Source organism: Serratia sp. JSRIV001, assembly GCF_019968745.1.
In the GTDB taxonomy this organism is placed as follows: Bacteria; Pseudomonadota; Gammaproteobacteria; order Enterobacterales; family Enterobacteriaceae; genus Chania; species Chania fonticola_B.
This window is the reverse complement of the sequence record NZ_CP074147.1, coordinates 3,782,933-3,802,240: the sequence shown is the minus strand read 5'-3', so window position 1 is coordinate 3,802,240 and position 19,308 is coordinate 3,782,933. Positions and strand designations below refer to the sequence as shown.

Below are 19,308 nucleotides of genomic sequence, written 5' to 3'. Positions count from 1 at the left end.
AATATGATTCATATCGTTAAAGGTCTTACAGTAACAACTAATAATCCTAAAATCATCGCGTTTCAGGGTGGTGCAGGACATATTAAAATCGACGTCGCGGGCGTTCAATACGTCAACGGCTCAACACAAAACTTTTTCGCTCCTGAAGTTTATATTGATGGGATGAAGTCAGCCGGTGGATATTTCAAAGTGAAAGGACCAACTAACATTGAACTAAGAGTTCCAAACGTTCAATGGAGTCCTATTCCTGAAGGTGAATATACAGTTCCTGATTTCAGTATCAACTATGTTCCAGATGAGAAAGAAATTTTCAAATATTAATAAGGGGCGAAAGCCCCATTAGGAGAACCTATGGAGATCGCTATAGGTATAATCGGAAGCGTGTTCGCGTTGATATACGGGTTATACAAATTTCAATCTTCCATTACTGACAAACAGGTTGCATTAGAAAATAGAATCACGAGGCTTGAATCTGATAAAAACAATCTTGAAAAGCGAATTGACGACTTAGACAAAAAGATGAATTCAATTGACACTAAGTTAGATAAATTCTTTGAAACGTTGAATAATCAATCTAATCAAATCACCCGATTAGTTACGCTAGCCGAAAAGAATCAATCGACTACTCAGCAAGTTAACGTTGGCAATGGAGTAAATAGTAATTGAGGTAATTATGTTTAAATTTCCAGTAATAAAGCTGAAGCCGTTAGAGATAATCAAATATGCAATTGCTTTCGCAGTTGTTTACAACCTTATCATCATACCTTTAGCTGCTGCAATGGGGTTTGTGCTGCCACCTTTGCTGCCTAATGAAGCACTAAAAATAATTCTGCTACTAGGAGGAACAGGTGTCTAATGACCGCAATAAAGCTAAACGTGATCTTGAGAAATGGAAGATTAAAGAATCTGATAGCTTCTCAAAGCGTGTAACGAAAGCGTCTAAATTAGCATCTGTTGAACTTCAAAAACACATTAACAGAAACATTGATAAACCTGTGGCGTTCACTAAGAACGCTGTAGGCTTTCAATTCAAAATCGGCAAATTCGTTACAACAAATCGCATTTATATCAAAGATGTTCAGGCTAATTACGTTAGTCATTTAATCGACGATGAAAGCCCTATCAAAAAGTTTGTCCCTACCTCTGACAAGTTCACTAACGCATACGGAAACATTCCTGGCTTAAAGGCAATGCGCAATCTGAAAGCAGTCAGTCAAAAGCATAAAGGACAGCAACGAACGATCCTGATTAAAACCACAGCGAAAAAGAACAAGCGACTGATAGCAATCTTTAAACGCAATGGCTCAAGAAAGAAAACATTAGGCTCATGGAGTTCTATGTGTGAACGCGTTGAATCACAAGTTAGAAATGCTGTGAGGGCTAGCTATAGATAAATAAAAGAAAAGGAGAAGCAATGACAATTCCAACTATTAACCAATTCGAATATTACCCTATCGCAGATTTGAATAACATCAAGATCAACAATGTTCAACCTGAAGATATGACACGCCCTTATTCTTATGATCTAGTCGGTGATAAGAAGCTAAAGAAGCAACTCAAGAAAACCAATTTAAAGAATGACGTTTTCGTTGTTAGCACACAGTTCAGAAAGCCGAAGTATCAGTTCAAAATCGGTCAGTCTGTATTGATTGATGTTGAGGGCATAGAAGATAAAGCAGTTTGCTTCGGTGTTACTCAGAACGCTATCAGAGGTATCAGAGCTATTAACTATTTCTTTGTGTATGAGGATTTATGACTCTATACGAAATGTTAAAGCATGATGAGGGTATCAAGTTAGACCTTTATAAAGACACTGAAGGCTATTACACAATCGGCGTCGGTCACTTAGTTACTAAAAGCCCTGATAGACAAGAGGCTATTAGAATCTTAGGCTCAGACACGATTACACACGCTAAAGCTGAACAACTGTTCAACGATGATATCAAGTTTACTATGAAGGGCATTCTTAACAATCCACGACTAAGCAAGCTATATAATCAGCTTGAAGTGAATAGACAGTATGCTTTGGTGAATATGTGTTATCAAATGGGCGTTCAAGGTGTATCAACATTCAACAATAGCCTTTCATATCTTGAGCAACGAAACTGGTCAAAAGCTGCTGCTAATCTCAGATTATCAAAATGGCATAAGCAGACGCCGAACAGAGCTAATAGAGTTATCAGCGTGTTCGAGACTAACACTTTAAACGCTTATCTTTGAACCACAGCCTGCTCTTTATAGAACAGGCTAATAATTCTTATCAATGGGTATAATGTAAGCTAACGCGATAACAGCGATTATTGTTCCACTGATGTAAAGCACTCTCTCCATTACCGTGTCAAAATGAAAAAAGAAATACACGCATAGCAGAAAGCCGATGGACCCAAGTATGTTAATCAACGCGTTAGCTATGAAGAAACACACTTTGTCTTTAAATTTTTTGCCCATTTAGCTCTTTCTCCACAAGCGATACTATTTTATTAAACGGTTCTTGACCCTGTTTCTGTCTAACAGAGAGCGCATCAATAAACGGATCAACAAATGGTTGAATCAAGAAATAAAGAAAGTCTAAATCACCTTTGTGTCTAAGTGCATAGTACACAGGGAGATTTTTATCTTTCAATTCTTCTGACTTATAAATGCTTCTTGTCGCCAAACCGCCAGTCAATAAAATAGTGCTAACTGAGCCAATTCTAAGTCCTAATAGTCTAGTGTATACTGCTGTTTTAAGAATTATGTTCGTAAGAATACCGCTAAGAACAGTGCTTGTAATCATCCTTCCTGCTATAGAGCCAACAGTCTTTGCATATATTGAATCTTGTTTTTCTTTAGATACATTACTATTAAAGTCATCAAGCACGGTTTTAATGCTTTCTACTAGGTTTTCATTCTCAAGTATACCGCACTTAATAGCTTTCATCATTCGCATCGTATCACCTTGATTGCGAGATCTATTCTCCGTGTCAATATATCCATAAGCAAGATAACCAAAATCAATAGGTACGCTTGCTACTCCGTGTGCTAGTCCTACGAGCATCTCTGGTGTTAGTATCACCTGCACTATTCGCTTAGCTATTGCTTGATATTCCATATCATCTCCTTTTGAAGCAACCATCATACAATATGACTAATGTGTTATCAATTCATGTTGGTTTATATGAAACTCCCGTTTTATTCATTAAAATGCATAGATATTCACTATATTCGCTTAGGATAAATTTATAGTTACTTTCCGTGCATGGAAAGACGCCGATGTTTCGCGAGCGGACCTTTTCAAAAATATCTGAAACTCCTGGTTCATTTCAGTTCACCCTTGATTCCTGGATTCCTCCAAAAATTTCCCGCCTTTCTGATAAATACTCTTATACAACACCCTTAACTCACTAAAAAGGCTACAGAAAATGAAACTGACTTATATCACTATGACCGAAATGGCTTCAAGATACGGTTATACCCTGAACGGTGTTAAATCTTGGATAAAAGAAGGACTCCCGTATGACGACGAACGTAAAAAGATCCCTGAGAAAAAAGGCACTGAATGGATTTTAGAAAACAAAATCAACCCATTGAAAGAAACCAATGTTCGCGAAGAAATGGACAAAGAAAAACTCCGTGAGCAAAAAGCAAAAGCAGATATAGCCCAGATGGCTGCTGCTAAAGAAGCTGGTGCTTTGATTGAAACTGATTACGTTCAAGCTGCCTTAGATACTTACTTAGGCAATTTTAAAGACGTTGTTAGAAGAATCCCTCGTAACTATCTAATTGAAATTTTATCAGCAGCAGACGACCAGAAGAACCTGAAAAACAAACTGAATGAAATATGCAATGAAGTTTTGATTGAAATTGGTGATCTGTTAGTTGATAAAAGCATGACTGATTTGATTGATGAGCCTGAACTGGAACTCTTAGAGCGTGAAGCAGTTAAAGAATCGGATGATGAAGAATTATTAAATGAGGATGAATGACCTTGTTTGACTCCTTCCTTGGTCCAGTTAGCATTACTGAAAAAGGAGATTCTATGTCAGTTATCAAACTATTACCGAAAGAATGGAGTTACGATTTCAAGATTGAAGGAAACACGTTAACGATGTTTTTGTGGATTCCTGAATTGGAGAAATTGATGCAAGCTAAAATAGTAAAATTTGAAATCAATGCAATGTTCGACGCTATGATGATCAAAGATATTGACACACAAAGGTTAATGATTAAAATATGGGATACTCTTTCAATAAAGAGAGAGTTTAAATATCACTCAATAATGATTAGGAAAAAATTATGATTTATAAAGTTGTTTTCGATGATGGACATGTTGAACAGATGGCGTTATCAATTGATGAAGTTGCGCTAAAGCTGAAAGAAGAAGGTGTTCAAGCAGTAACAGGATTGAACGATGAAAGACAGATCGAAGAAATAGCCCGCAAATTGCTAGACTAACCAATAGGAAAAAGAAATGCTTTTTATAGCTAGCTTTAGAAACGGCGAACGAAAAAATGTTGATTTGAATTTATACGAATTAGCAGACTTCATGATTCGCGATGATGTTGTCGCTTTAGAAAAAGCCTATCCGAATGTAGAAGAAGTAACAATTGACGAAATAGAGGAAATATTTAATAGAAAAGAATACTCCACTGATGCTCTTTTAAATGAAATTTTAGACGACTCAGGAAATATAGCGAAGGTTTTTCTCGAAGAATCCAAGCCTAAACCTCTACATATTGATTTAACAAAAGAAGACGGAAGAACAAAACTTCAAAAGGTTCTTGATTCATATAAAAAATAAAAAAAGGGACTCAATCGAGTCCCTTTTTTATTTGGTAAATACCTCTTTAAGTTTATCCTCGTTAATGCTGACAAACTTCCCATCATACTGCGTGAAAAGCTCAACATAAGGGTCTTTCACTAGCTCTCTGTGATTCGCTTCAGTGTAGAACACTCCTGAAAGGGTGCGTTCGTCCTTCGCGTTCTTCTCAATAGCTTTGACTAGCATAATGATTTCAGCAATGAACAGCATACGGTCGATTGGAAGCTCTTGGATAGCGAGTAAAGCCCCGTCGTTCAAAACAGGGTCAACATCGATTAAATCATATAGATGTTTAAGAATAGGAATATCAGTCATTATGCACCGTTATAAAGTAGAACTGATTACCGATTTCAACGATTTCAAACACAACATGGTTCTGTTTGTACTCGAATTCAGTTTTAGGATCAGGGAGGTTAAAAGTTTGATAGCTGATTACGCGGTTCAATATTCGCATTGCTTCATGCAAAAACTCCGAATCAGGATAAACACCTGCTTGCATACGTTGCTGCAATTCTTCGATCAATAGAGTTTCATTAGCTTTCAGCTCGTTTTCAAAATCAGTGATGGCTTTTTCAATCGTTTCTTTCTGATTCTGTAGGCTTTGTTTTAGTTGCTCGTACATTCAGGCTCCATTTTTTCAATAAGTTCATGACAGATTCCGATAACAGATTGAACACAGTCATTTTTATTATCAGCGATTTCAAAATCGGCTTTCTCTAATACGTCAGTGATCATATAAGTTGCATCATTGATAACGTCTAGAAATTCACTCGTGGTCATTTGGTTTCCTTTGTTAGTCCTAATCGGCACATATCGATATCATGTTTAGCCGTTTCGGGATTATAGTCTTGTAAGTTGCAGATGATTCCGCGCTTCTGAACTGATGCAGTGTTAGGGGTGCTCAAGTAGCAAACACCCACAAAGATAGCCAGAAGAATAAAGATCCAGTGCTTATTCATTTATTCCTCTTAGTTGATTTGATATGTTGTTATTTAGATAACTCGGATTCAAGCTTTCGGCGTTTCTGCTGCGCTGCTTTCATTTTCTCTATAGTCTCAGCAGAGCGGGGACCAATTTTCATTCCTAGACGACCTTTTGAAATTGCTTCACGCGCTTCAATAGAACGTTTTTTACCTAGTTTTGCTTGACGCATTTTTTCAATAGATGCTTCTGAGAATTTTCGACCTGTTTGATTGATTGATATTTTCGCAGAGCGAATTGTTATACCGGATTCTGAAACTCGGTCTAAACGATTTCCTCCGGCACCACCTGAACAGATATTCAAAAGATTTTCATTACATTTACGAGCATTAAGGATAAGTTGTTGTTCAAAGTCTAAAGCGTCTTGTTCATCATCGAAAACAGACAGCACGGTCTTTTCAATCAAATCAGTATCGCCCATTTCATTCAGCTTTTCTTTCAATAAACGACCTGAACCAATATAGCGAGAGTCAGGTGCATCATTGAAAGACTGCTTTCCGTAATACACGAAAGATCCATTCTGATGATGCAAAACAGTTTTATACACACAGTAACTTGATGAAACACGGTTTAACTCTGATCTGGTTTTTACTTCATGCTTTAACATTTTTAATTCCTCTTTTTTATTTTATATACTGATATTTAGATAACTAGGAGGAATTCAGGATGGACTCAGACGAACTGGAAAGAGCAAGGTAAAGACCAATCACAAAGACGATAAGGACTATCAAGATCAGGAGAAAGTCAGGGAGAAAGTAGGAGGTTCGTCATACGACAAGATCTCTATCAAAGATAGGGCTTGCCCGTTTCGACGTAGCGCAGCGTAGGAGAAACTCACTAACTGACTTCATAGAACTATTAAATTTTCGTAGAAAGTTTACTGAATTTCCGATCAAGGATATAATGCATTTGACCTTACTGATTAATGATCAAAAATAATATTATGAGCGAAGCGAATGCGCGAAGCGCTAACTAATGCTATCTGGATCTTTTACTGAATGATCTTGTCGCTTCGCTATGTCAGTTGTTAGGGCTACGCCCGCGCTTCGCGCATCTTGCTCGCTTCGCTATGTTTTATAATCATCTAGTTCCATCTGGACGGTTTAATATATAAGTGGCTGGCGTCAATGGTCCCAACGCTTTCCGTGGAAACCATCTCAAAACCGTCTCGTTTTTTCTTAAAGTGTCTCGCTTCCGAAAAGTGTCTTTGAAGTTTTTCAGCTACTTTGTTTACGACTTTCGGCATGGATGCTAAATTAGTTATGTAAGCACAGCTTTCACTGTCTACTAATTTTATTTTTCTACGGTTGTTTACAACTCTTCCTCGACTGCATAAATATCAGTATAGAGAAAAGTATTTTACTTCATGTTTTGATTCCTTAATGTTTCGAATACTCGCAAGGGTATTCTTTGAAAATACTGTAAAGTGTTTTGAAAGAATCCTCTCAACAAGGTTCATTTGTAAAAAATTCCATTTTAATCAAAATCGCGCTTCCGCAGAGGCGCATTTTTTTATCTAAACAATAGGACGTAATTTTATATGAAAAGCAGAACGAAAAAAGTTTTGAACAGAACAGAAATTGAATCGCAGATTGACAACGGTTCAACAATGGCATTTCTTGCTGAAAAATACGAGATGAATTATCAAACTTTCGTATCACGTTGCAAAGCACAGAACATTAGAACAAAGCGCATTAAACAAGGAGCATGAAATGCAAATCTCAATTTTTAAAAATACTGACAACACTGTTAAAGCAAAACTAGGAACTAACGTTATTGCTTTGAATGACTTCATGAACGATAAAAACGAAATTAAAAACCATGTTAACATTGCTGATAACAAAACCAAGAAGAAAGTTATTGCTCTGATTGAAAACGCTTCAGCATCATTAAACGAATACTCTTTCAATGCTGGTTTCGGTAAAGATTCATCTGGTGATTTAGTTTTCGTTGCTTGTAATGAGAACTTCACCAAAGCAGTAATGGTTTCTCGTCAAGGAACCGGTCGTTATTGGAAAAATCAGAAAGCTAATCTTACTAAAATCTTTGCCAAAACTAAGAATGAAGTTTTTAGTGGTGATTTAGTAGAAAATAAAAAAGTGGAATTCGTAGAAGATAAGAAGTTATCTCAAGTTGCAGAAATTGCCGAAAGAACTGATAGCAAATTATCCGAACTTGAAAAACGAGTTGCTGAACTGGAAAAAGAGTTAAGCGATAAGAAGGACCTTATCGCTGTTCAAGATAAAATTATTGAAGGGGAAGGGTTAGAAGCAAGTGAGGAGTTTATATTGTTCAATGCGAAATACGAGAAGATTTTGAAAATCAGCTATAAAGTTAACGCCACATTAACTGAACAGCAAGAGAATGATTTGAATGAATTACTTTCAATGAGCGAAGTGAACACCTTTTCTAATAGCTCATTAGTATTTAGTTTAACAAAACCTGCTGCAACCATCAACGAACCGCTGATCGTTTGTTCTGATCAATCTGCAAGAACCAATAGAGCAAACTTTTATAACCCAATTGAAATGACCACTAAAACACTAACAGCGCGTGAAATGAGATTAACGCGCATTAAACATGAGAGATTAGCCGCATGAATTCATACTTATCTAAATAACAGTACGAAACGAAAAAACATTCAATCAAATCAAAAAGGAAATTAAAATGACGAACAAAACAAAAATCGAAATCGAAATCGAAAACGAATTCAAAGACTCTAAAGATTTATCTATTAAAATCAATTACGCAACTTACAGAGTGATCGGTGCTATCTCTTATACTATCACAGCAGACGGTGAAACAATCGAACGCGTTTATAATCGTCAAGATGAACTGGTTACAGATCAGGATCGTCTTGCGAGTGCGCGTGCTTTCTGGAATTGAGCGTAGTCGTCCCTTCTGTTATTGTTTGTATGTCATGAACATTCATCAAGGATGAGTTCTCACGCATGATGTCGTTCGTGATCCTGGTGATGACCATTGCGCCATTGCTGGCTCCGATGATCGGTGGTGTGCTGCTGCTATGGTTCAGCTGGCATGCCATCTTCTGGACCATGGGGGCTGCGGCGTTGTTGGGGTCGGTACTGGTGGCGTTCTTTATCAAGGAGACGTTACCCAAGGAGCGGCGGCAAAAATTCCATCTGCGTACCACGCTGAGGAATTTCGGCTCGTTGTTCCGCCACAAGCGCGTGTTGAGCTATATGCTGGCCAGTGCTTTCTCGTTTGCCGGGATGTTTTCTTTCCTCAGCGCCGGGCCGTTTGTCTATATCGAGCTGAATAACGTTTCACCGCAGCATTTTGGCTATTACTTTGCGCTGAACATCGTGTTTCTGTTCCTGACAACCCTGATCAATAGCCGCAACGTGCGACGCCTAGGGGCAGTAAAAATGTTCCGTCTTGGTCTGTTTGTGCAATTGACGATGGGCGTGTGGTTGCTGGCCGTCACCGCCAGCGGGCTGGGTTTCTGGGCTTTGGTGCTTGGGGTGGCGGTTTATCTCGGCTGTATCGCCATGATCTCGTCTAACGCGATGGCGGTGATCCTGGACGATTTCCCCCATATGGCGGGAACCGCTTCTTCACTGGCCGGGACGTTGCGCTTCAGCATTGGCGCGCTGGTTGGGGCAATACTGTCCTTGGCCCCAGGTAAGAGCGCGTGGCCGATGGTTTCATCGATGGCTCTGTGTAGCATCGTTGCGGTGTTGTTCTATTTTTATGCCAGCCGTCCGCGCAATAATCCTGCCTGATTACCCCTCACCCTAACCCTCTCCCACAGGGAGAGGGGACCGATCGAGCTATTTTATCGATACTGAGATCACCTTGGCTCTTCCAATGAATGTGCCACCACTTTACGCCTGAACCCTACCACAACACCTGACTCCCTCGGGACCGGATGTGCCATAGGTTAAATCCTGCACCTGATTACAGCTCCGGACCAGCTCCCTCTCCTTGGGGATGTACAGACCGGGGACATGGTAGACAGGTGTTCAAGGACATGGTGAACACTTTTTAACATCCTTTACCCATGATGATCGACCTATTTCTCAGGTCGATCATCCCCACTTTCGTGCTGTACCACCATATCTCGTAGTAGCCCTCTCTCTCACTTTCCTTCAGCCCGACATATTCACCGATAAAGGCCTTGCCCACTTTCAGACCCATCCCTTTCAGGCTTAGTTTTCCACTGACATCCACTTTCCTGACCAGGACCCCCTCGTCATACTCGGCTGCCGCCGGATTGCCATTGTATTGTCGCGATGAAGGCTGATAACGGGACGCTGGCACCGCCATTGACAGGGCTTCGTGTGGGCGTTCCAGGTTGTAGGTATCTCGCCAGGCGTCGAACACCTCCTGCAACTGCGCGGCATGGGTAAACCACCGTCCCTGCAGGAGCTCTGCCTTCAGGCTGCGGTGGAAGCGCTCCAGCTTACCCTGAGTCTGAGGATGATAAGGCCGAGAGTGACCCACCCGGATACCCTGACGCATCAGCCACAGTTCCAGCGCGGTCCAACTGCCCGTCGTGTCGCCCCAGGGGGCACCATTATCCATGGTCATTCTCTCCGGCAAGCCATAACGTTCGAACACCGCTATCAACTGTGACTGCACGGTGACACGTCGCTCGTCCGGGCAGTGCGCCAGACAGAGCGAGAAGCGCGAATGGTCATCCAGCAAGGTCAGCGGATGACAACGCCCTTCGGCGAAGGGGAAGTGGCCTTTAAAGTCCATCTGCCAGAGTCGGTTCGGGGCGTCATGTTCAAAGCGTCCGACGGTGGGCGCCGGTGACGGACCGCCCGGTAGCAGGTCATGGCGGCGCATGAGGTTATGCACGGTGCTGGCGGCCGGTAACGTATGCCCCTGCATCTCGAGCCACCGCTTGAGCTTGCGTGCGCCCCACATCGGATGGGCCAGGTGTGCAGCGCGGAGATGTTGGACAACGGTGTCAGAGGTTCTGCTGGGGGAATGGTGTGGCGCTCGAGAACGTTCGTTCAGACCGGCGCGCCCATCAGAGTGCCAGCGATGTAACCACTTGTATGCGGTAGCAGGCGCTATGCCGAACTGACGGCATAGCCATAGCGCACGGATATTAGCGCCTTCTTGTGAGGCGAAAAGCACAAACTCGGTACGTAATGACATGGCAGATCTCTCATCCCACGGCATAAGCAACTCCACTCAGAAGTACTCATACCTATGTTGTAAGTGTCTACCATGTCCCCGAACAAGTGTTCATGATGTCCCCGGTCTGTACAGGGGAGAGGGTTGGGGTGAGGGAGATCAAATGCAATTAGCCCCCAATCTGCCTGCTTGCAAGTTTAAGTTTGTTGCTAAATATATGCAGGCTAACTAAACGTCAGCCAAACGAACTGTAGTTTTTTTGTTAAATATGACGGCGTTATTTTCCCTGGTGGCCAGAGGTGCAACCCGTTGGCTGATGGGGCATTTCTTTGGCGACTAATCGGAATAATATTGTTTTAAATCAAAATATTATTGATTTAACCTGCCTTGGGTATTTGAGCGAGATGTTTGCACAATGTAAAATTATACCGATTGTAAAGTAACCGCATTGCAAGAAAAAAATGTTGAGATCGCGGCGGGAAAGGGTTACATATAACGCAAAAATGCGAGCTGAGTCGCAAAACGCCGTGAGAGAACCTTCTACGGTGGAGAAAAACTGAGTGATATCAGCAAGCGCAGGATGTGGTTAATTGTTTGTTGCAAATTTTACTTTAAAATAACATTTGTAGGCGGCAAAGTCGGATGATCCCGGCTATAACTAAGTCATCCTGTGATGTAAAAAGTGTTTCATCTTTTCATACTAGGGATTTCATGTGGACAGTTTCCAGCTTTCGGTAGTGCATCGCTTGCCGCAAAGTTATCGTTGGCTATCAGGTTTTACCGGCAGCAAGGTTGAACCGATTCCGCTTAGCGGCATAGACGAAGATAACGATCTGATCGGCCTCAAGCTGCTCAGCCATGACGGGCGCGAAGCCTGGCGGGTCATGCAGCAGCTCAACCTGTCTCTGCAAGAGATCCAGGTCAACTGCTCCATTGTTGAATGGGAAGGCGAGCCTTGCCTGTTCGTTCATCAATGTGATGAAAGTGCCGCCATGTGCCGCTTGAAAAACGTCGGTGCGGCGATTGCCGAGCAGCTCAGCGCGCAGTACCCCTTCTGAATGATGCCGCTAATCAACCAACTGCAATAACTGCTGTGTATAGGCAGCAGCAGGTGCGTTGAAAATCGTCTGGCAGTTACCCTGCTCCACGACTTCTCCCTGACGCAGTACGATCACCTGATGGCACAACGATCGTACCACCTGCAAATCGTGGCTGATAAACAGATAGGCCAGCCGGTGACGGAGCTGAAGCGACTTCAGCAGCGTCAGGATCTGTGCCTGCACCGATTTATCCAGTGAGGACGTCGGTTCATCCAGGATCAACAGCTGCGGCTGCAGGATCAGCGCACGCGCGATGGCGATACGTTGTCGCTGCCCACCGGAAAACTCCGTGGGATAACGATAGCGCAGGGCCGGATCCAATCCGACTTCCTCCAACGCCTCAATCACCCGCTGTTCGCGTTGCTCTGCGGTCAGTTGCTGGTGGATCTCCAGCCCTTCGGCGATGATTTGCAGCACGTTCAGGCGTGGATTCAGCGCGGAATAGGGGTCCTGGAACACGATCTGCATCCGGCTGCGGTAAGGCAACATCTGCTGGTTATTGAACTGATGCAGCGGTTGGCCATCAAACCAGATCGCACCTTTGGAGCTCAACAGGCGCAGCAGCGCCAGGCCAGTCGTGCTCTTACCTGAACCCGATTCGCCCACCAGGCCCACGCTTTCCCCAGGCTGTATTTCGAAGCTCAGATCTTTCAGCGCGTAGTTCTGATCGACGATACGCCGTAACAGGCCACGTTTGATCGGGAAGCTGACCTGCAGGTGTTCCACTTTGAGCAGTGGCATAGGCTTATCGTTGGCAGGTAGTGGCAGAGGCTTGCCTACGTCTTCCGCAGCCAATAACTGACGGGTATAGGCGTGTTGTGGGGCACTAAACAGCCCATCGCGGCTATTTTGTTCTACGCACAACCCTTGGCGCATTACCGCCACGTTATCCGCCAACCGGCGCACGATGTTCAGGTTGTGGGTGATGAACAGCAATCCCATCCCCAGCTCCTGCTTTAACTCTTTCAGCAGCATCAGGATCTGCGCTTGAATGGTCACGTCTAGCGCGGTGGTCGGCTCATCGGCAATCAACAGCTTGGGCTTGGTCAACACCGCCATGGCGATCATCACGCGTTGACGTTCTCCGCCTGAGAGTTGATGGGGATAGTCCTTCAGGCGCGCTTTGGCGTTACGTATTCCCACTCGATCCAGGCACTGAATGATTTCGGCACGGGCGCTGTCACGGCGCATACCCATGTGGAGCATCAGCACTTCGGCCAGTTGCTTTTCGATGGTGTGCAGCGGGTTGAGCGACACCATCGGCTCCTGGAATATCATTGAGATCTGGTTGCCACGTACTTTGCGCAGTTCGGCTTCCGATGCATGTAACAGTGAGTTGCCGTTAAACAGAATATCCCCACCGGGATACACCACCGGCGGGGAAGGCAGCAGCCGCAGCACGGAGAGGGCGGTGACGCTTTTGCCTGAGCCTGATTCACCCACCAACGCCAGCGTTTCCCCTTGTTCCACCTGTAACGAGACGCCGTTGACCACCTGATTCAAGCTGCCTCCCTGGCGGAAGGCGATACTGAGATCCTGAATAGCGAGCAGAGGAGTGGTCATATTAATGCGCCTTGCTTGGGTCGAAGGCGTCGCGCACCGCTTCGCCGATAAAGATTAACAGTGAGAGCAGCACCGCCAGCACTAGGAAGGCGGTAATGCCCAACCACGGAGCTTGCAGGTTGTTTTTGCCCTGTAAAAGGAGCTCACCCAACGAAGGCGAACCGAGCGGCAAGCCGAAGCCGAGGAAATCGAGAGAGGTAAGGGTGGTGATCGAACCACACAGAATAAACGGCAGGAAGGTCAGCGTGGCCACCATGGCGTTAGGCAGCATATGACGATACATAATCACGCGATCCGGCACGCCCATCGCTCTGGCGGCACGAATGTAGTCGTAATTACGGGTACGCAGGAATTCGGCACGCACTACGCCCACCAGGCTCATCCAGCCAAACAGGATGGTGATGCCTAACAGCCACCAGAAGTTGGGTTGGATGATGCTGGACAGCAGGATGATCAGGAACAGCGTCGGCATCCCCGACCAAACCTCGATCAGCCGTTGCCCCCAAAGATCGAATCGGCCGCCGTAATAGCCCTGCGTCGCTCCCGCACAGATACCAATCACGCTGGAACACAGCGTTAGCGCTAGCCCAAATAGCATTGAGATACGGAAACCGTACAGCACCCGTGCCAGCACATCGCTGCCATTACTGTCGGTGCCGAGCAGGTTTTGGCGTGACGGCGGCGAAGGGAAGGGCACTTCGGTGGCAAAGTTGATGGTGTTGTAGCTAAAGCGGATCGGGGCCCAGATGGCCCAGCCGTGTTGCTCAATCTGCTTGATAACAAAGGGATCCTGAAAATCGGTAGTGGTATTCAGTTCCCCGCCGAAGGTCGTTTCGCTGTAGTTGACCATAAAGGGCACATACAGCCGGCCTTCATAGCGCACCAGCAACGGCCGGTCGTTGGCGATAAGGTTGGCGGCCAGGCTGAGTGCAAAGGCAGATAGAAAAATCCACAGCGACCAGTAACCACGGCGGTTGCTGCGAAAACGTGCCCAGCGGGCCTGATTGATGGGGCTTAAGCGGCTCATTGACGGCCCTCGAAATCAATGCGCGGATCGACCAGGGTATAGGTGATATCGCTGACGATATTCAACAGCAAGCCGATCAGGGTAAATATGTAGAGCGTTCCGAACATCACCGGATAGTCGCGTTGCAGGGTGGCATCGTAGCCCAACAGCCCAAGGCCGTTGAGCGAGAACATCACTTCGATCAACAACGAACCGGTGAAAAACATGCTGATAAAGGTGGCCGGGAAACCGGCGATCACCAGCAGCATGGCGTTACGGAACACGTGGCGGTAAAGGATCTTCTTCTCGTCCAGCCCTTTGGCACGGGCGGTGACCACATACTGTTTGCGGATCTCATCAAGAAACGAGTTTTTAGTCAGCATGGTCAGGGCGGCAAAGCCACCGATCACCGTAGCCAGCACTGGCAGGGTAATGTGCCACAGATAATCGGTGATTTTACCGTACCACGGCAGCGTGTCGAAATTGCTGGAAACCAGCCCGCGCAGTGGGAACCAGTCCAGATAGCTGCCACCGGCGAATAGCACGATCATCAGGATGGCGAAAAGGAATGCCGGAATGGCGTAGCCGATGATAATCAGCGTGCTGCTCCAGGTGTCAAAGGCGCTGCCGTTGTGGATGGCCTTGCGTATCCCCAGCGGGATCGACACCAGATAAATGATCAGCGTACTCCATAGCCCCAGGGTCGCGGAAACTGGCAGACTCTGGCCAATCAGCTGCATTACCGAGGCCCCGCGGAACAGGCTTTCGCCGAAATCGAGGCGCATATAGTTCCACAGCATGGTGAAATAGCGTTCGTGCAGCGGCTTGTCGAAGCCGTAACGCTTGGTGATCTCGGCGATCACTTCGGGATCCAGGCCGCGTGAGCCACGGTATTGGCCTTCGGCCACGTTGCCCGCGCCGGCCTTCATATGCCCTAGGCCTTCACCTGCGCCACCGCCGCCAAAGCCGCTGGTTTGCCCCATCTCAATAGAGGCAATGGCCTGATCGACCGGTCCACCGGGGGCGATTTGCACAATGAAAAAGTTAATGGTGATGATCGCCCACAGCGTGGGGATCACCAGCAGTAATCTGCGTATCAGATAAGCGGCCACCTGAGGCTCCTTATTGCCGTTGCGCCGGCAAGCGTGCCGCCTTGTTGACGTCGAACCACCAGTTGTCGAACCCGATCGAATAGGCTGGGCGTACCGCTGGCGAAGAGAATTTGTCCCAATAGGCGTAACGGTCGTGATTGGAGTACCACATCGGCAGCATATACATGTTCCAGGTCAACACCCGATCCAGCGCACGGCCAAGGGACAGCAACGCTTTTTCATCCCCTTGATGCTTCATGATCTGTTCTATCAGGGCATCGACGGCTGGATCGCTGACGCCAGGGCTGTTGTAGCTGGAGTTCAGATATTCTGTGGCCCAGTAGATCTGCAGGTTGGAGTTGGGGAACGGCATAGCGGGGTAGACCCTCGGCATCATATCAAAATCACGTTCGCGCATGCGGCGGGTGAATTGGCTGATGTCGATCTCACGGATCTGCATATCGATACCCAACCGCTTCAGATTGTGCTGGAAAGGCAGTACATATTGGAAATTGCTGCCACTCGGCAACATCAGTTCAAAGGTAAAGGGCTTACCGGTTTTGCTGTTGACCAACTGCTGGTTTTTCACTTCCCAACCGGCCTGTTTAAGCAATTCGGTGGCTTTCAGCAGGTTCGCCCGGTCATTGCCGCTGCCGTCGGATGTTGGAGGCTGGTAGATTGAGGTAAACACTTCTGCTGGCACTTTACCTTTTAGCGGGGCCAGCCAGGCCAACTCCGCAGCGTCTGGGTAGCCGCTGGCCGCGTATTCAGTATTCTGGAAATAGCTGTTGGCGCGCTGATAGGCATCGTAATACAGCGCCTTGTTCATCCAGTCGAAGTCGAAGGCCAGGGTAATGGCTTCCCGCACCCGGCGATCGGCGAAAATCGGGCGCTGGATATTGAATGCCAGCCAGCGGGCATTCTGCGCCGCCTGATTGGTTTCATCCTGTTTGATGATGAAGTTGCGCGCGAAGTTACCGCCTTGATACTGGGTGGCCCAGCTTTTTGGCGAGCCTTCGACGCGGAAATCGTAAGCCCCGGCCTTAAAGGCTTCAAGCGCCACCTTATCGTCCAGGTAATAGTCGTAACGCAGCGTGTCGAAGTTATAGCGCCCACGATTCACCGGCAGATTGGCGGCCCAATAGTCACGTACGCGCTCATAGGTAATATATTGGCCCAATCGGTAGCTGCTGATTTTATAAGGGCCACTGCTTAGTGGGGGAACAGTCAGTGGTTCATTCAGTTTATGGTCTTTCCAGAAGCTTTCTGGCATCACCGGCAGGCTTAAGAGGCCGAGTAGCTGATCTCTATCCGGTTTGGGGAGTTCTATGCGCACAGTCAGACGGGAGATGGCCTTGACGGTGACGCCTTTATACGACGAACGGAATTGCGGCACCCCTTCGGTCATAAATTTGTTGAAGGTAAAGGCCACGTCGGCGGCGGTGATCGGGCTGCCATCATGGAAGCGCGCGCGTGGGTTGATATCCAGCTCCATCCAACGCATATCTGCCGGATAGCGGGCAGATTCCGCAATCAACGGATAATAGCTGGAAGGCTCATCGTCCGAGCTGGTGAACAGCGTGTCGTAGAGTTCCCCGGTTCTTTCACCAGGTACACCGCGCGAGGCGAAACGGTTGAAGTTATCGTAGGTGCCGATGGCTGCCAGCCTAACGTCGCCGCCCTTGGGGGCCGCAGGGTTCACGTAGTCAAAATGGCTAAAGTCGGTGGAATATTTCGGTTCACCGAGCGTGGCGAAAGCGTAGCTTTCATTAAGGGTTTCGGCCTGCATGCTAAAACTGAGTGCCGAAAGCACCAAGGCAGCAAAAATGCGTACGGACATCTCTACGGTAAGCTCCTGCTAGCTATACCCGTTGCCTTTCAAGCCATGGCTTGAAATACGTCGGATATAAGTCAATTAATCCAGCCGGTAGCATAGCATTTCAGGCTGGTTTTCTGAGTAAAGAAGTTTAAATATCAGGGATTAACTGCGGCCTGATAATCAAAAACGGCCTTATTCTGGCAAAAGGCCACAAACTCCTCAATACCCAGTGGCTTACTGAAATAATAGCCCTGCATGAAATTAACGTCGCGTTCTTGCAGAAAACTCACCTGTTCGGCGGTTTCAACGCCTTCCGCCACGGTCAGCATTTTCAGCTTTTTAGACAGCGAGATCACTGCGTCCAGGACGGGAGCGGTCGCCGTATCCTGGCCAATGGTATTGACAAAACCGCGGTCGATTTTGAGGTAATCCAGGGTAAAGCGTTGTAGATAGATTAAGGCGCTGTGGCCGGTACCAAAGTCATCCACGGCGATTTCAACCCCTTGGCGATGTAGCCAGTCAAACTCTTCCAAGGCATTTTGCTCTTCCACCATGCCGCGCTCGGTGATTTCAAACACCACGGTGAAATAGTCGGTTGGCAACTTAGCCAGTAGCTCGGTGATATCGTCATGGAACGAAGGCGCATTAAGGTGAGAAGGCGCGAGGTTAATGCCCAGTTTGGCGCCCCGTGGCAGAGCTTGTACCAATTGCGGGATATCTGCCACGATCCTACGGAACAGGTGGCGGGTCAGCGCTACGATCAACCCTTCGCTTTCAGCATAGGGGATAAACAGATCGGGTGGAATGCGCCCCTCGGTGGGATGCTGCCAGCGGATCAATGCCTCAAGGCCGGCAATGGTGTTGGTTGCAGAGTGAAACACGGGTTGATATTCAGCAAAGATCTCATTGTGCTTGATGCCTCTCATCAGGGCCCGTTCGGGGCTTTGGCGCAGTATCTGCATATAGTAATACAGCGCGCCCACCATCAGGGAGAGCACCAGACTACCCAGCACGGTCAAACGGATATCATTAGCCGTCAGGGATTGGTGATAGAAGATCATACTCAGTGGATAGCCCGGGACGGCTAGTTGGCTGGCGTGGCTTTTAGGTAATTGCGCCAGCGGCAGCATATTCGAGCTGAAGGTGGTAACCGCATGCCCCCCGATCACTATGGCAAATCCGGGAGTATCTCTATCGGGTGAATTGAGCAGCAGATAGGGGGCCAGGGTGAGATCCAGCGTGGCTAATATGCCGGTATTGCCTGGCCCTGGTTGGCGTAACCACACGGCAATCGCCGGTTTTCCAGGCACCATCGGCGTGCCTTGTTGTAATGCCATATCCAGTGGCTTATGCCAGTCGATATCGGAATAAATATGGCTCATCCGCAGCATCATGTTACCGGTTGCCGAGGAGCAATAGGCAAAACCGTCTTTTACCAGAACAAAGGTGCGTACGCCGGCGGTAAATGCAGCACGGTAGGTCAGATCGGACTGAGCCTGTTCGCAGGGTTTACTGGTAAGCGGCATGATTTGTTGCATCATTTCTTGCAGATGATCGAGGTAATTAACGGCAAATTTCTGCGTACGGGTTTCGATTTTATGCTGATATTGCGAGCGCTGATGATCGATCAGAAATAAGGTGACAGAGGTAAAAACAATGAGGAAAACGACGGCGACAATACAGCTTTTAGTCAGGCTACGTCGTGTGTTGGATGCATGGCGTGCAAATGCTCCCTTCAATCCCATTACTTGCCCCCTGAGCGCAGCATAAAAATATTATTGTTATATTGCTGGTGATTAATATATCCCACCGCTCCTGCCTGCGTCATTATTCGT

General features: G+C 46.4%; 24 protein-coding genes and 1 pseudogene. 14 read left to right on the top strand and 11 right to left on the bottom strand.

Annotation, left to right across the window (positions count from 1 at the left end; all coding sequences use genetic code 11):
- The first annotated feature begins 3 nt into the window (after positions 1 to 3).
- The 6 genes from KGP17_RS17670 to KGP17_RS17645 are packed head-to-tail and all read left to right on the top strand — an operon-like array spanning position 4 to position 2,220.
- Positions 4 to 321, top strand: a complete 318-nt coding sequence (locus KGP17_RS17670; protein ID WP_223498072.1) for a hypothetical protein — start codon at positions 4 to 6, stop codon at positions 319 to 321.
- Positions 322 to 351: 30 nt separating this feature from the next.
- Positions 352 to 666 carry a hypothetical protein gene (locus KGP17_RS17665; RefSeq protein ID WP_223498071.1) on the top strand — a complete coding sequence of 105 codons (315 nt, stop codon included), beginning with the start codon at positions 352 to 354 and terminating at the stop codon, positions 664 to 666.
- Between the two features lie 7 nt (positions 667 to 673).
- On the top strand, positions 674 to 856 hold the full coding sequence (locus KGP17_RS17660; protein ID WP_223498070.1) for a hypothetical protein: 183 nt from the start codon (positions 674 to 676) through the stop codon (positions 854 to 856).
- Positions 849 to 1,394: a hypothetical protein gene (locus KGP17_RS17655; RefSeq protein WP_223498069.1), complete on the top strand. Its 546-nt coding sequence runs from the start codon at positions 849 to 851 to the stop codon at positions 1,392 to 1,394. Before KGP17_RS17660 ends, KGP17_RS17655 begins: the two co-directional genes overlap by 8 nt.
- Before the next feature lie 20 nt (positions 1,395 to 1,414).
- Complete coding sequence (locus KGP17_RS17650) at positions 1,415 to 1,756, top strand: hypothetical protein (RefSeq protein ID WP_223498068.1); 342 nt, start codon at positions 1,415 to 1,417, stop codon at positions 1,754 to 1,756.
- The gene (locus tag KGP17_RS17645) at positions 1,753 to 2,220 is read left to right on the top strand and encodes a glycoside hydrolase family protein (protein ID WP_223498067.1); all 468 of its coding nucleotides are present in this window, start codon (positions 1,753 to 1,755) and stop codon (positions 2,218 to 2,220) included. Before KGP17_RS17650 ends, KGP17_RS17645 begins: the two co-directional genes overlap by 4 nt.
- Before the next feature lie 211 nt (positions 2,221 to 2,431).
- Here KGP17_RS17645 and KGP17_RS17640 read toward each other — a convergent pair whose 3' ends face one another.
- Positions 2,432 to 3,091, bottom strand: a complete 660-nt coding sequence (locus KGP17_RS17640) for a hypothetical protein (RefSeq protein WP_223498066.1) — start codon at positions 3,089 to 3,091, stop codon at positions 2,432 to 2,434.
- A gap of 310 nt (positions 3,092 to 3,401) precedes the next feature.
- On the opposite strand from KGP17_RS17640, the gene KGP17_RS17635 reads away from it, so the two are divergent.
- Genes KGP17_RS17635 through KGP17_RS17620 form a run of 4 tightly spaced genes read left to right on the top strand, consistent with a single transcriptional unit; the run spans position 3,402 to position 4,780 of the window.
- Positions 3,402 to 3,965, top strand: coding sequence for a hypothetical protein (locus tag KGP17_RS17635; RefSeq protein WP_223498065.1), 564 nt, complete (start codon positions 3,402 to 3,404; stop codon positions 3,963 to 3,965).
- Positions 3,962 to 4,279: a hypothetical protein gene (locus KGP17_RS17630; RefSeq protein WP_223498064.1), complete on the top strand. Its 318-nt coding sequence runs from the start codon at positions 3,962 to 3,964 to the stop codon at positions 4,277 to 4,279. The genes KGP17_RS17635 and KGP17_RS17630 overlap by 4 nt, the downstream gene beginning before the upstream one ends.
- Complete coding sequence (locus tag KGP17_RS17625) at positions 4,276 to 4,434, top strand: hypothetical protein (protein ID WP_223498063.1); 159 nt, start codon at positions 4,276 to 4,278, stop codon at positions 4,432 to 4,434. Before KGP17_RS17630 ends, KGP17_RS17625 begins: the two co-directional genes overlap by 4 nt.
- Before the next feature lie 16 nt (positions 4,435 to 4,450).
- Positions 4,451 to 4,780: a hypothetical protein gene (locus KGP17_RS17620; RefSeq protein WP_223498062.1), complete on the top strand. Its 330-nt coding sequence runs from the start codon at positions 4,451 to 4,453 to the stop codon at positions 4,778 to 4,780.
- A gap of 27 nt (positions 4,781 to 4,807) precedes the next feature.
- Here KGP17_RS17620 and KGP17_RS17615 read toward each other — a convergent pair whose 3' ends face one another.
- The 4 genes from KGP17_RS17615 to KGP17_RS17600 form a co-directional block, all read right to left on the bottom strand.
- On the bottom strand, positions 4,808 to 5,116 hold the full coding sequence (locus KGP17_RS17615) for a hypothetical protein (protein ID WP_223498061.1): 309 nt from the start codon (positions 5,114 to 5,116) through the stop codon (positions 4,808 to 4,810).
- Positions 5,109 to 5,423, bottom strand: a complete 315-nt coding sequence (locus KGP17_RS17610; protein ID WP_223498060.1) for a hypothetical protein — start codon at positions 5,421 to 5,423, stop codon at positions 5,109 to 5,111. The genes KGP17_RS17615 and KGP17_RS17610 overlap by 8 nt, the downstream gene beginning before the upstream one ends.
- On the bottom strand, positions 5,408 to 5,581 hold the full coding sequence (locus KGP17_RS17605) for a hypothetical protein (protein ID WP_223498059.1): 174 nt from the start codon (positions 5,579 to 5,581) through the stop codon (positions 5,408 to 5,410). Before KGP17_RS17605 ends, KGP17_RS17610 begins: the two co-directional genes overlap by 16 nt.
- A 208-nt stretch (positions 5,582 to 5,789) precedes the next feature.
- On the bottom strand, positions 5,790 to 6,389 hold the full coding sequence (locus KGP17_RS17600) for a hypothetical protein (RefSeq protein WP_223498058.1): 600 nt from the start codon (positions 6,387 to 6,389) through the stop codon (positions 5,790 to 5,792).
- Positions 6,390 to 7,494: 1,105 nt separating this feature from the next.
- On the opposite strand from KGP17_RS17600, the gene KGP17_RS17595 reads away from it, so the two are divergent.
- The 3 genes and pseudogenes from KGP17_RS17595 to KGP17_RS17585 all read left to right on the top strand — a co-directional run.
- Complete coding sequence (locus KGP17_RS17595) at positions 7,495 to 8,382, top strand: hypothetical protein (RefSeq protein WP_223498057.1); 888 nt, start codon at positions 7,495 to 7,497, stop codon at positions 8,380 to 8,382.
- Positions 8,383 to 8,449: 67 nt separating this feature from the next.
- Entirely contained in the window at positions 8,450 to 8,668 is a 219-nt protein-coding gene (locus KGP17_RS17590) for a hypothetical protein (RefSeq protein WP_223498056.1), read from the top strand.
- A gap of 41 nt (positions 8,669 to 8,709) precedes the next feature.
- A pseudogene (locus tag KGP17_RS17585) lies at positions 8,710 to 9,528 on the top strand (Bcr/CflA family multidrug efflux MFS transporter); the annotation flags it as partial.
- Between the two features lie 262 nt (positions 9,529 to 9,790).
- On the opposite strand, the gene KGP17_RS17580 reads toward KGP17_RS17585, so the two are convergent.
- Positions 9,791 to 10,951, bottom strand: coding sequence for an IS481 family transposase (locus KGP17_RS17580; RefSeq protein WP_371822041.1), 1,161 nt, complete (start codon positions 10,949 to 10,951; stop codon positions 9,791 to 9,793).
- A 656-nt stretch (positions 10,952 to 11,607) separates the two neighbouring features.
- Here KGP17_RS17580 and KGP17_RS17575 point away from each other — a divergent pair.
- The gene (locus KGP17_RS17575; protein WP_021805874.1) at positions 11,608 to 11,952 is read left to right on the top strand and encodes a YejG family protein; all 345 of its coding nucleotides are present in this window, start codon (positions 11,608 to 11,610) and stop codon (positions 11,950 to 11,952) included.
- A 9-nt stretch (positions 11,953 to 11,961) separates the two neighbouring features.
- On the opposite strand, the gene yejF is transcribed toward KGP17_RS17575, so the two are convergent.
- From yejF to KGP17_RS17550, 5 genes are all read right to left on the bottom strand, one after another.
- Positions 11,962 to 13,557, bottom strand: a complete 1,596-nt coding sequence (gene yejF / locus KGP17_RS17570) for a microcin C ABC transporter ATP-binding protein YejF (protein ID WP_223498055.1) — start codon at positions 13,555 to 13,557, stop codon at positions 11,962 to 11,964.
- 1 nt (position 13,558) lies between these two features.
- Entirely contained in the window at positions 13,559 to 14,584 is a 1,026-nt protein-coding gene (locus KGP17_RS17565) for an ABC transporter permease (RefSeq protein WP_094983246.1), read from the bottom strand.
- Positions 14,581 to 15,675, bottom strand: a complete 1,095-nt coding sequence (locus KGP17_RS17560) for a microcin C ABC transporter permease YejB (protein ID WP_021805871.1) — start codon at positions 15,673 to 15,675, stop codon at positions 14,581 to 14,583. Before KGP17_RS17560 ends, KGP17_RS17565 begins: the two co-directional genes overlap by 4 nt.
- 10 nt (positions 15,676 to 15,685) lie before the next feature.
- Positions 15,686 to 17,494 carry an extracellular solute-binding protein gene (locus KGP17_RS17555; RefSeq protein WP_021805870.1) on the bottom strand — a complete coding sequence of 603 codons (1,809 nt, stop codon included), beginning with the start codon at positions 17,492 to 17,494 and terminating at the stop codon, positions 15,686 to 15,688.
- Between the two features lie 134 nt (positions 17,495 to 17,628).
- Entirely contained in the window at positions 17,629 to 19,218 is a 1,590-nt protein-coding gene (locus KGP17_RS17550; protein ID WP_223498054.1) for a cyclic di-GMP phosphodiesterase, read from the bottom strand.
- Between the last annotated feature and the right edge of the window lie 90 nt (positions 19,219 to 19,308).

Coding starts and splice junctions, on each gene's coding strand:
- KGP17_RS17670 (WP_223498072.1), top strand. CDS start 4: ATGATTCATATCGTTAAAGGTCTTACAGTAACAACTAATAATCCTAAA.
- KGP17_RS17665 (WP_223498071.1), top strand. CDS start 352: ATGGAGATCGCTATAGGTATAATCGGAAGCGTGTTCGCGTTGATATAC.
- KGP17_RS17660 (WP_223498070.1), top strand. CDS start 674: ATGTTTAAATTTCCAGTAATAAAGCTGAAGCCGTTAGAGATAATCAAA.
- KGP17_RS17650 (WP_223498068.1), top strand. CDS start 1,415: ATGACAATTCCAACTATTAACCAATTCGAATATTACCCTATCGCAGAT.
- KGP17_RS17645 (WP_223498067.1), top strand. CDS start 1,753: ATGACTCTATACGAAATGTTAAAGCATGATGAGGGTATCAAGTTAGAC.
- KGP17_RS17640 (WP_223498066.1), bottom strand. CDS start 3,091: ATGGAATATCAAGCAATAGCTAAGCGAATAGTGCAGGTGATACTAACA.
- KGP17_RS17635 (WP_223498065.1), top strand. CDS start 3,402: ATGAAACTGACTTATATCACTATGACCGAAATGGCTTCAAGATACGGT.
- KGP17_RS17630 (WP_223498064.1), top strand. CDS start 3,962: ATGACCTTGTTTGACTCCTTCCTTGGTCCAGTTAGCATTACTGAAAAA.
- KGP17_RS17625 (WP_223498063.1), top strand. CDS start 4,276: ATGATTTATAAAGTTGTTTTCGATGATGGACATGTTGAACAGATGGCG.
- KGP17_RS17620 (WP_223498062.1), top strand. CDS start 4,451: ATGCTTTTTATAGCTAGCTTTAGAAACGGCGAACGAAAAAATGTTGAT.
- KGP17_RS17615 (WP_223498061.1), bottom strand. CDS start 5,116: ATGACTGATATTCCTATTCTTAAACATCTATATGATTTAATCGATGTT.
- KGP17_RS17610 (WP_223498060.1), bottom strand. CDS start 5,423: ATGTACGAGCAACTAAAACAAAGCCTACAGAATCAGAAAGAAACGATT.
- KGP17_RS17605 (WP_223498059.1), bottom strand. CDS start 5,581: ATGACCACGAGTGAATTTCTAGACGTTATCAATGATGCAACTTATATG.
- KGP17_RS17600 (WP_223498058.1), bottom strand. CDS start 6,389: ATGTTAAAGCATGAAGTAAAAACCAGATCAGAGTTAAACCGTGTTTCA.
- KGP17_RS17595 (WP_223498057.1), top strand. CDS start 7,495: ATGCAAATCTCAATTTTTAAAAATACTGACAACACTGTTAAAGCAAAA.
- KGP17_RS17590 (WP_223498056.1), top strand. CDS start 8,450: ATGACGAACAAAACAAAAATCGAAATCGAAATCGAAAACGAATTCAAA.
- yejF (WP_223498055.1), bottom strand. CDS start 13,557: ATGACCACTCCTCTGCTCGCTATTCAGGATCTCAGTATCGCCTTCCGC.
- KGP17_RS17565 (WP_094983246.1), bottom strand. CDS start 14,584: ATGAGCCGCTTAAGCCCCATCAATCAGGCCCGCTGGGCACGTTTTCGC.
- KGP17_RS17555 (WP_021805870.1), bottom strand. CDS start 17,494: ATGTCCGTACGCATTTTTGCTGCCTTGGTGCTTTCGGCACTCAGTTTT.
- KGP17_RS17550 (WP_223498054.1), bottom strand. CDS start 19,218: ATGGGATTGAAGGGAGCATTTGCACGCCATGCATCCAACACACGACGT.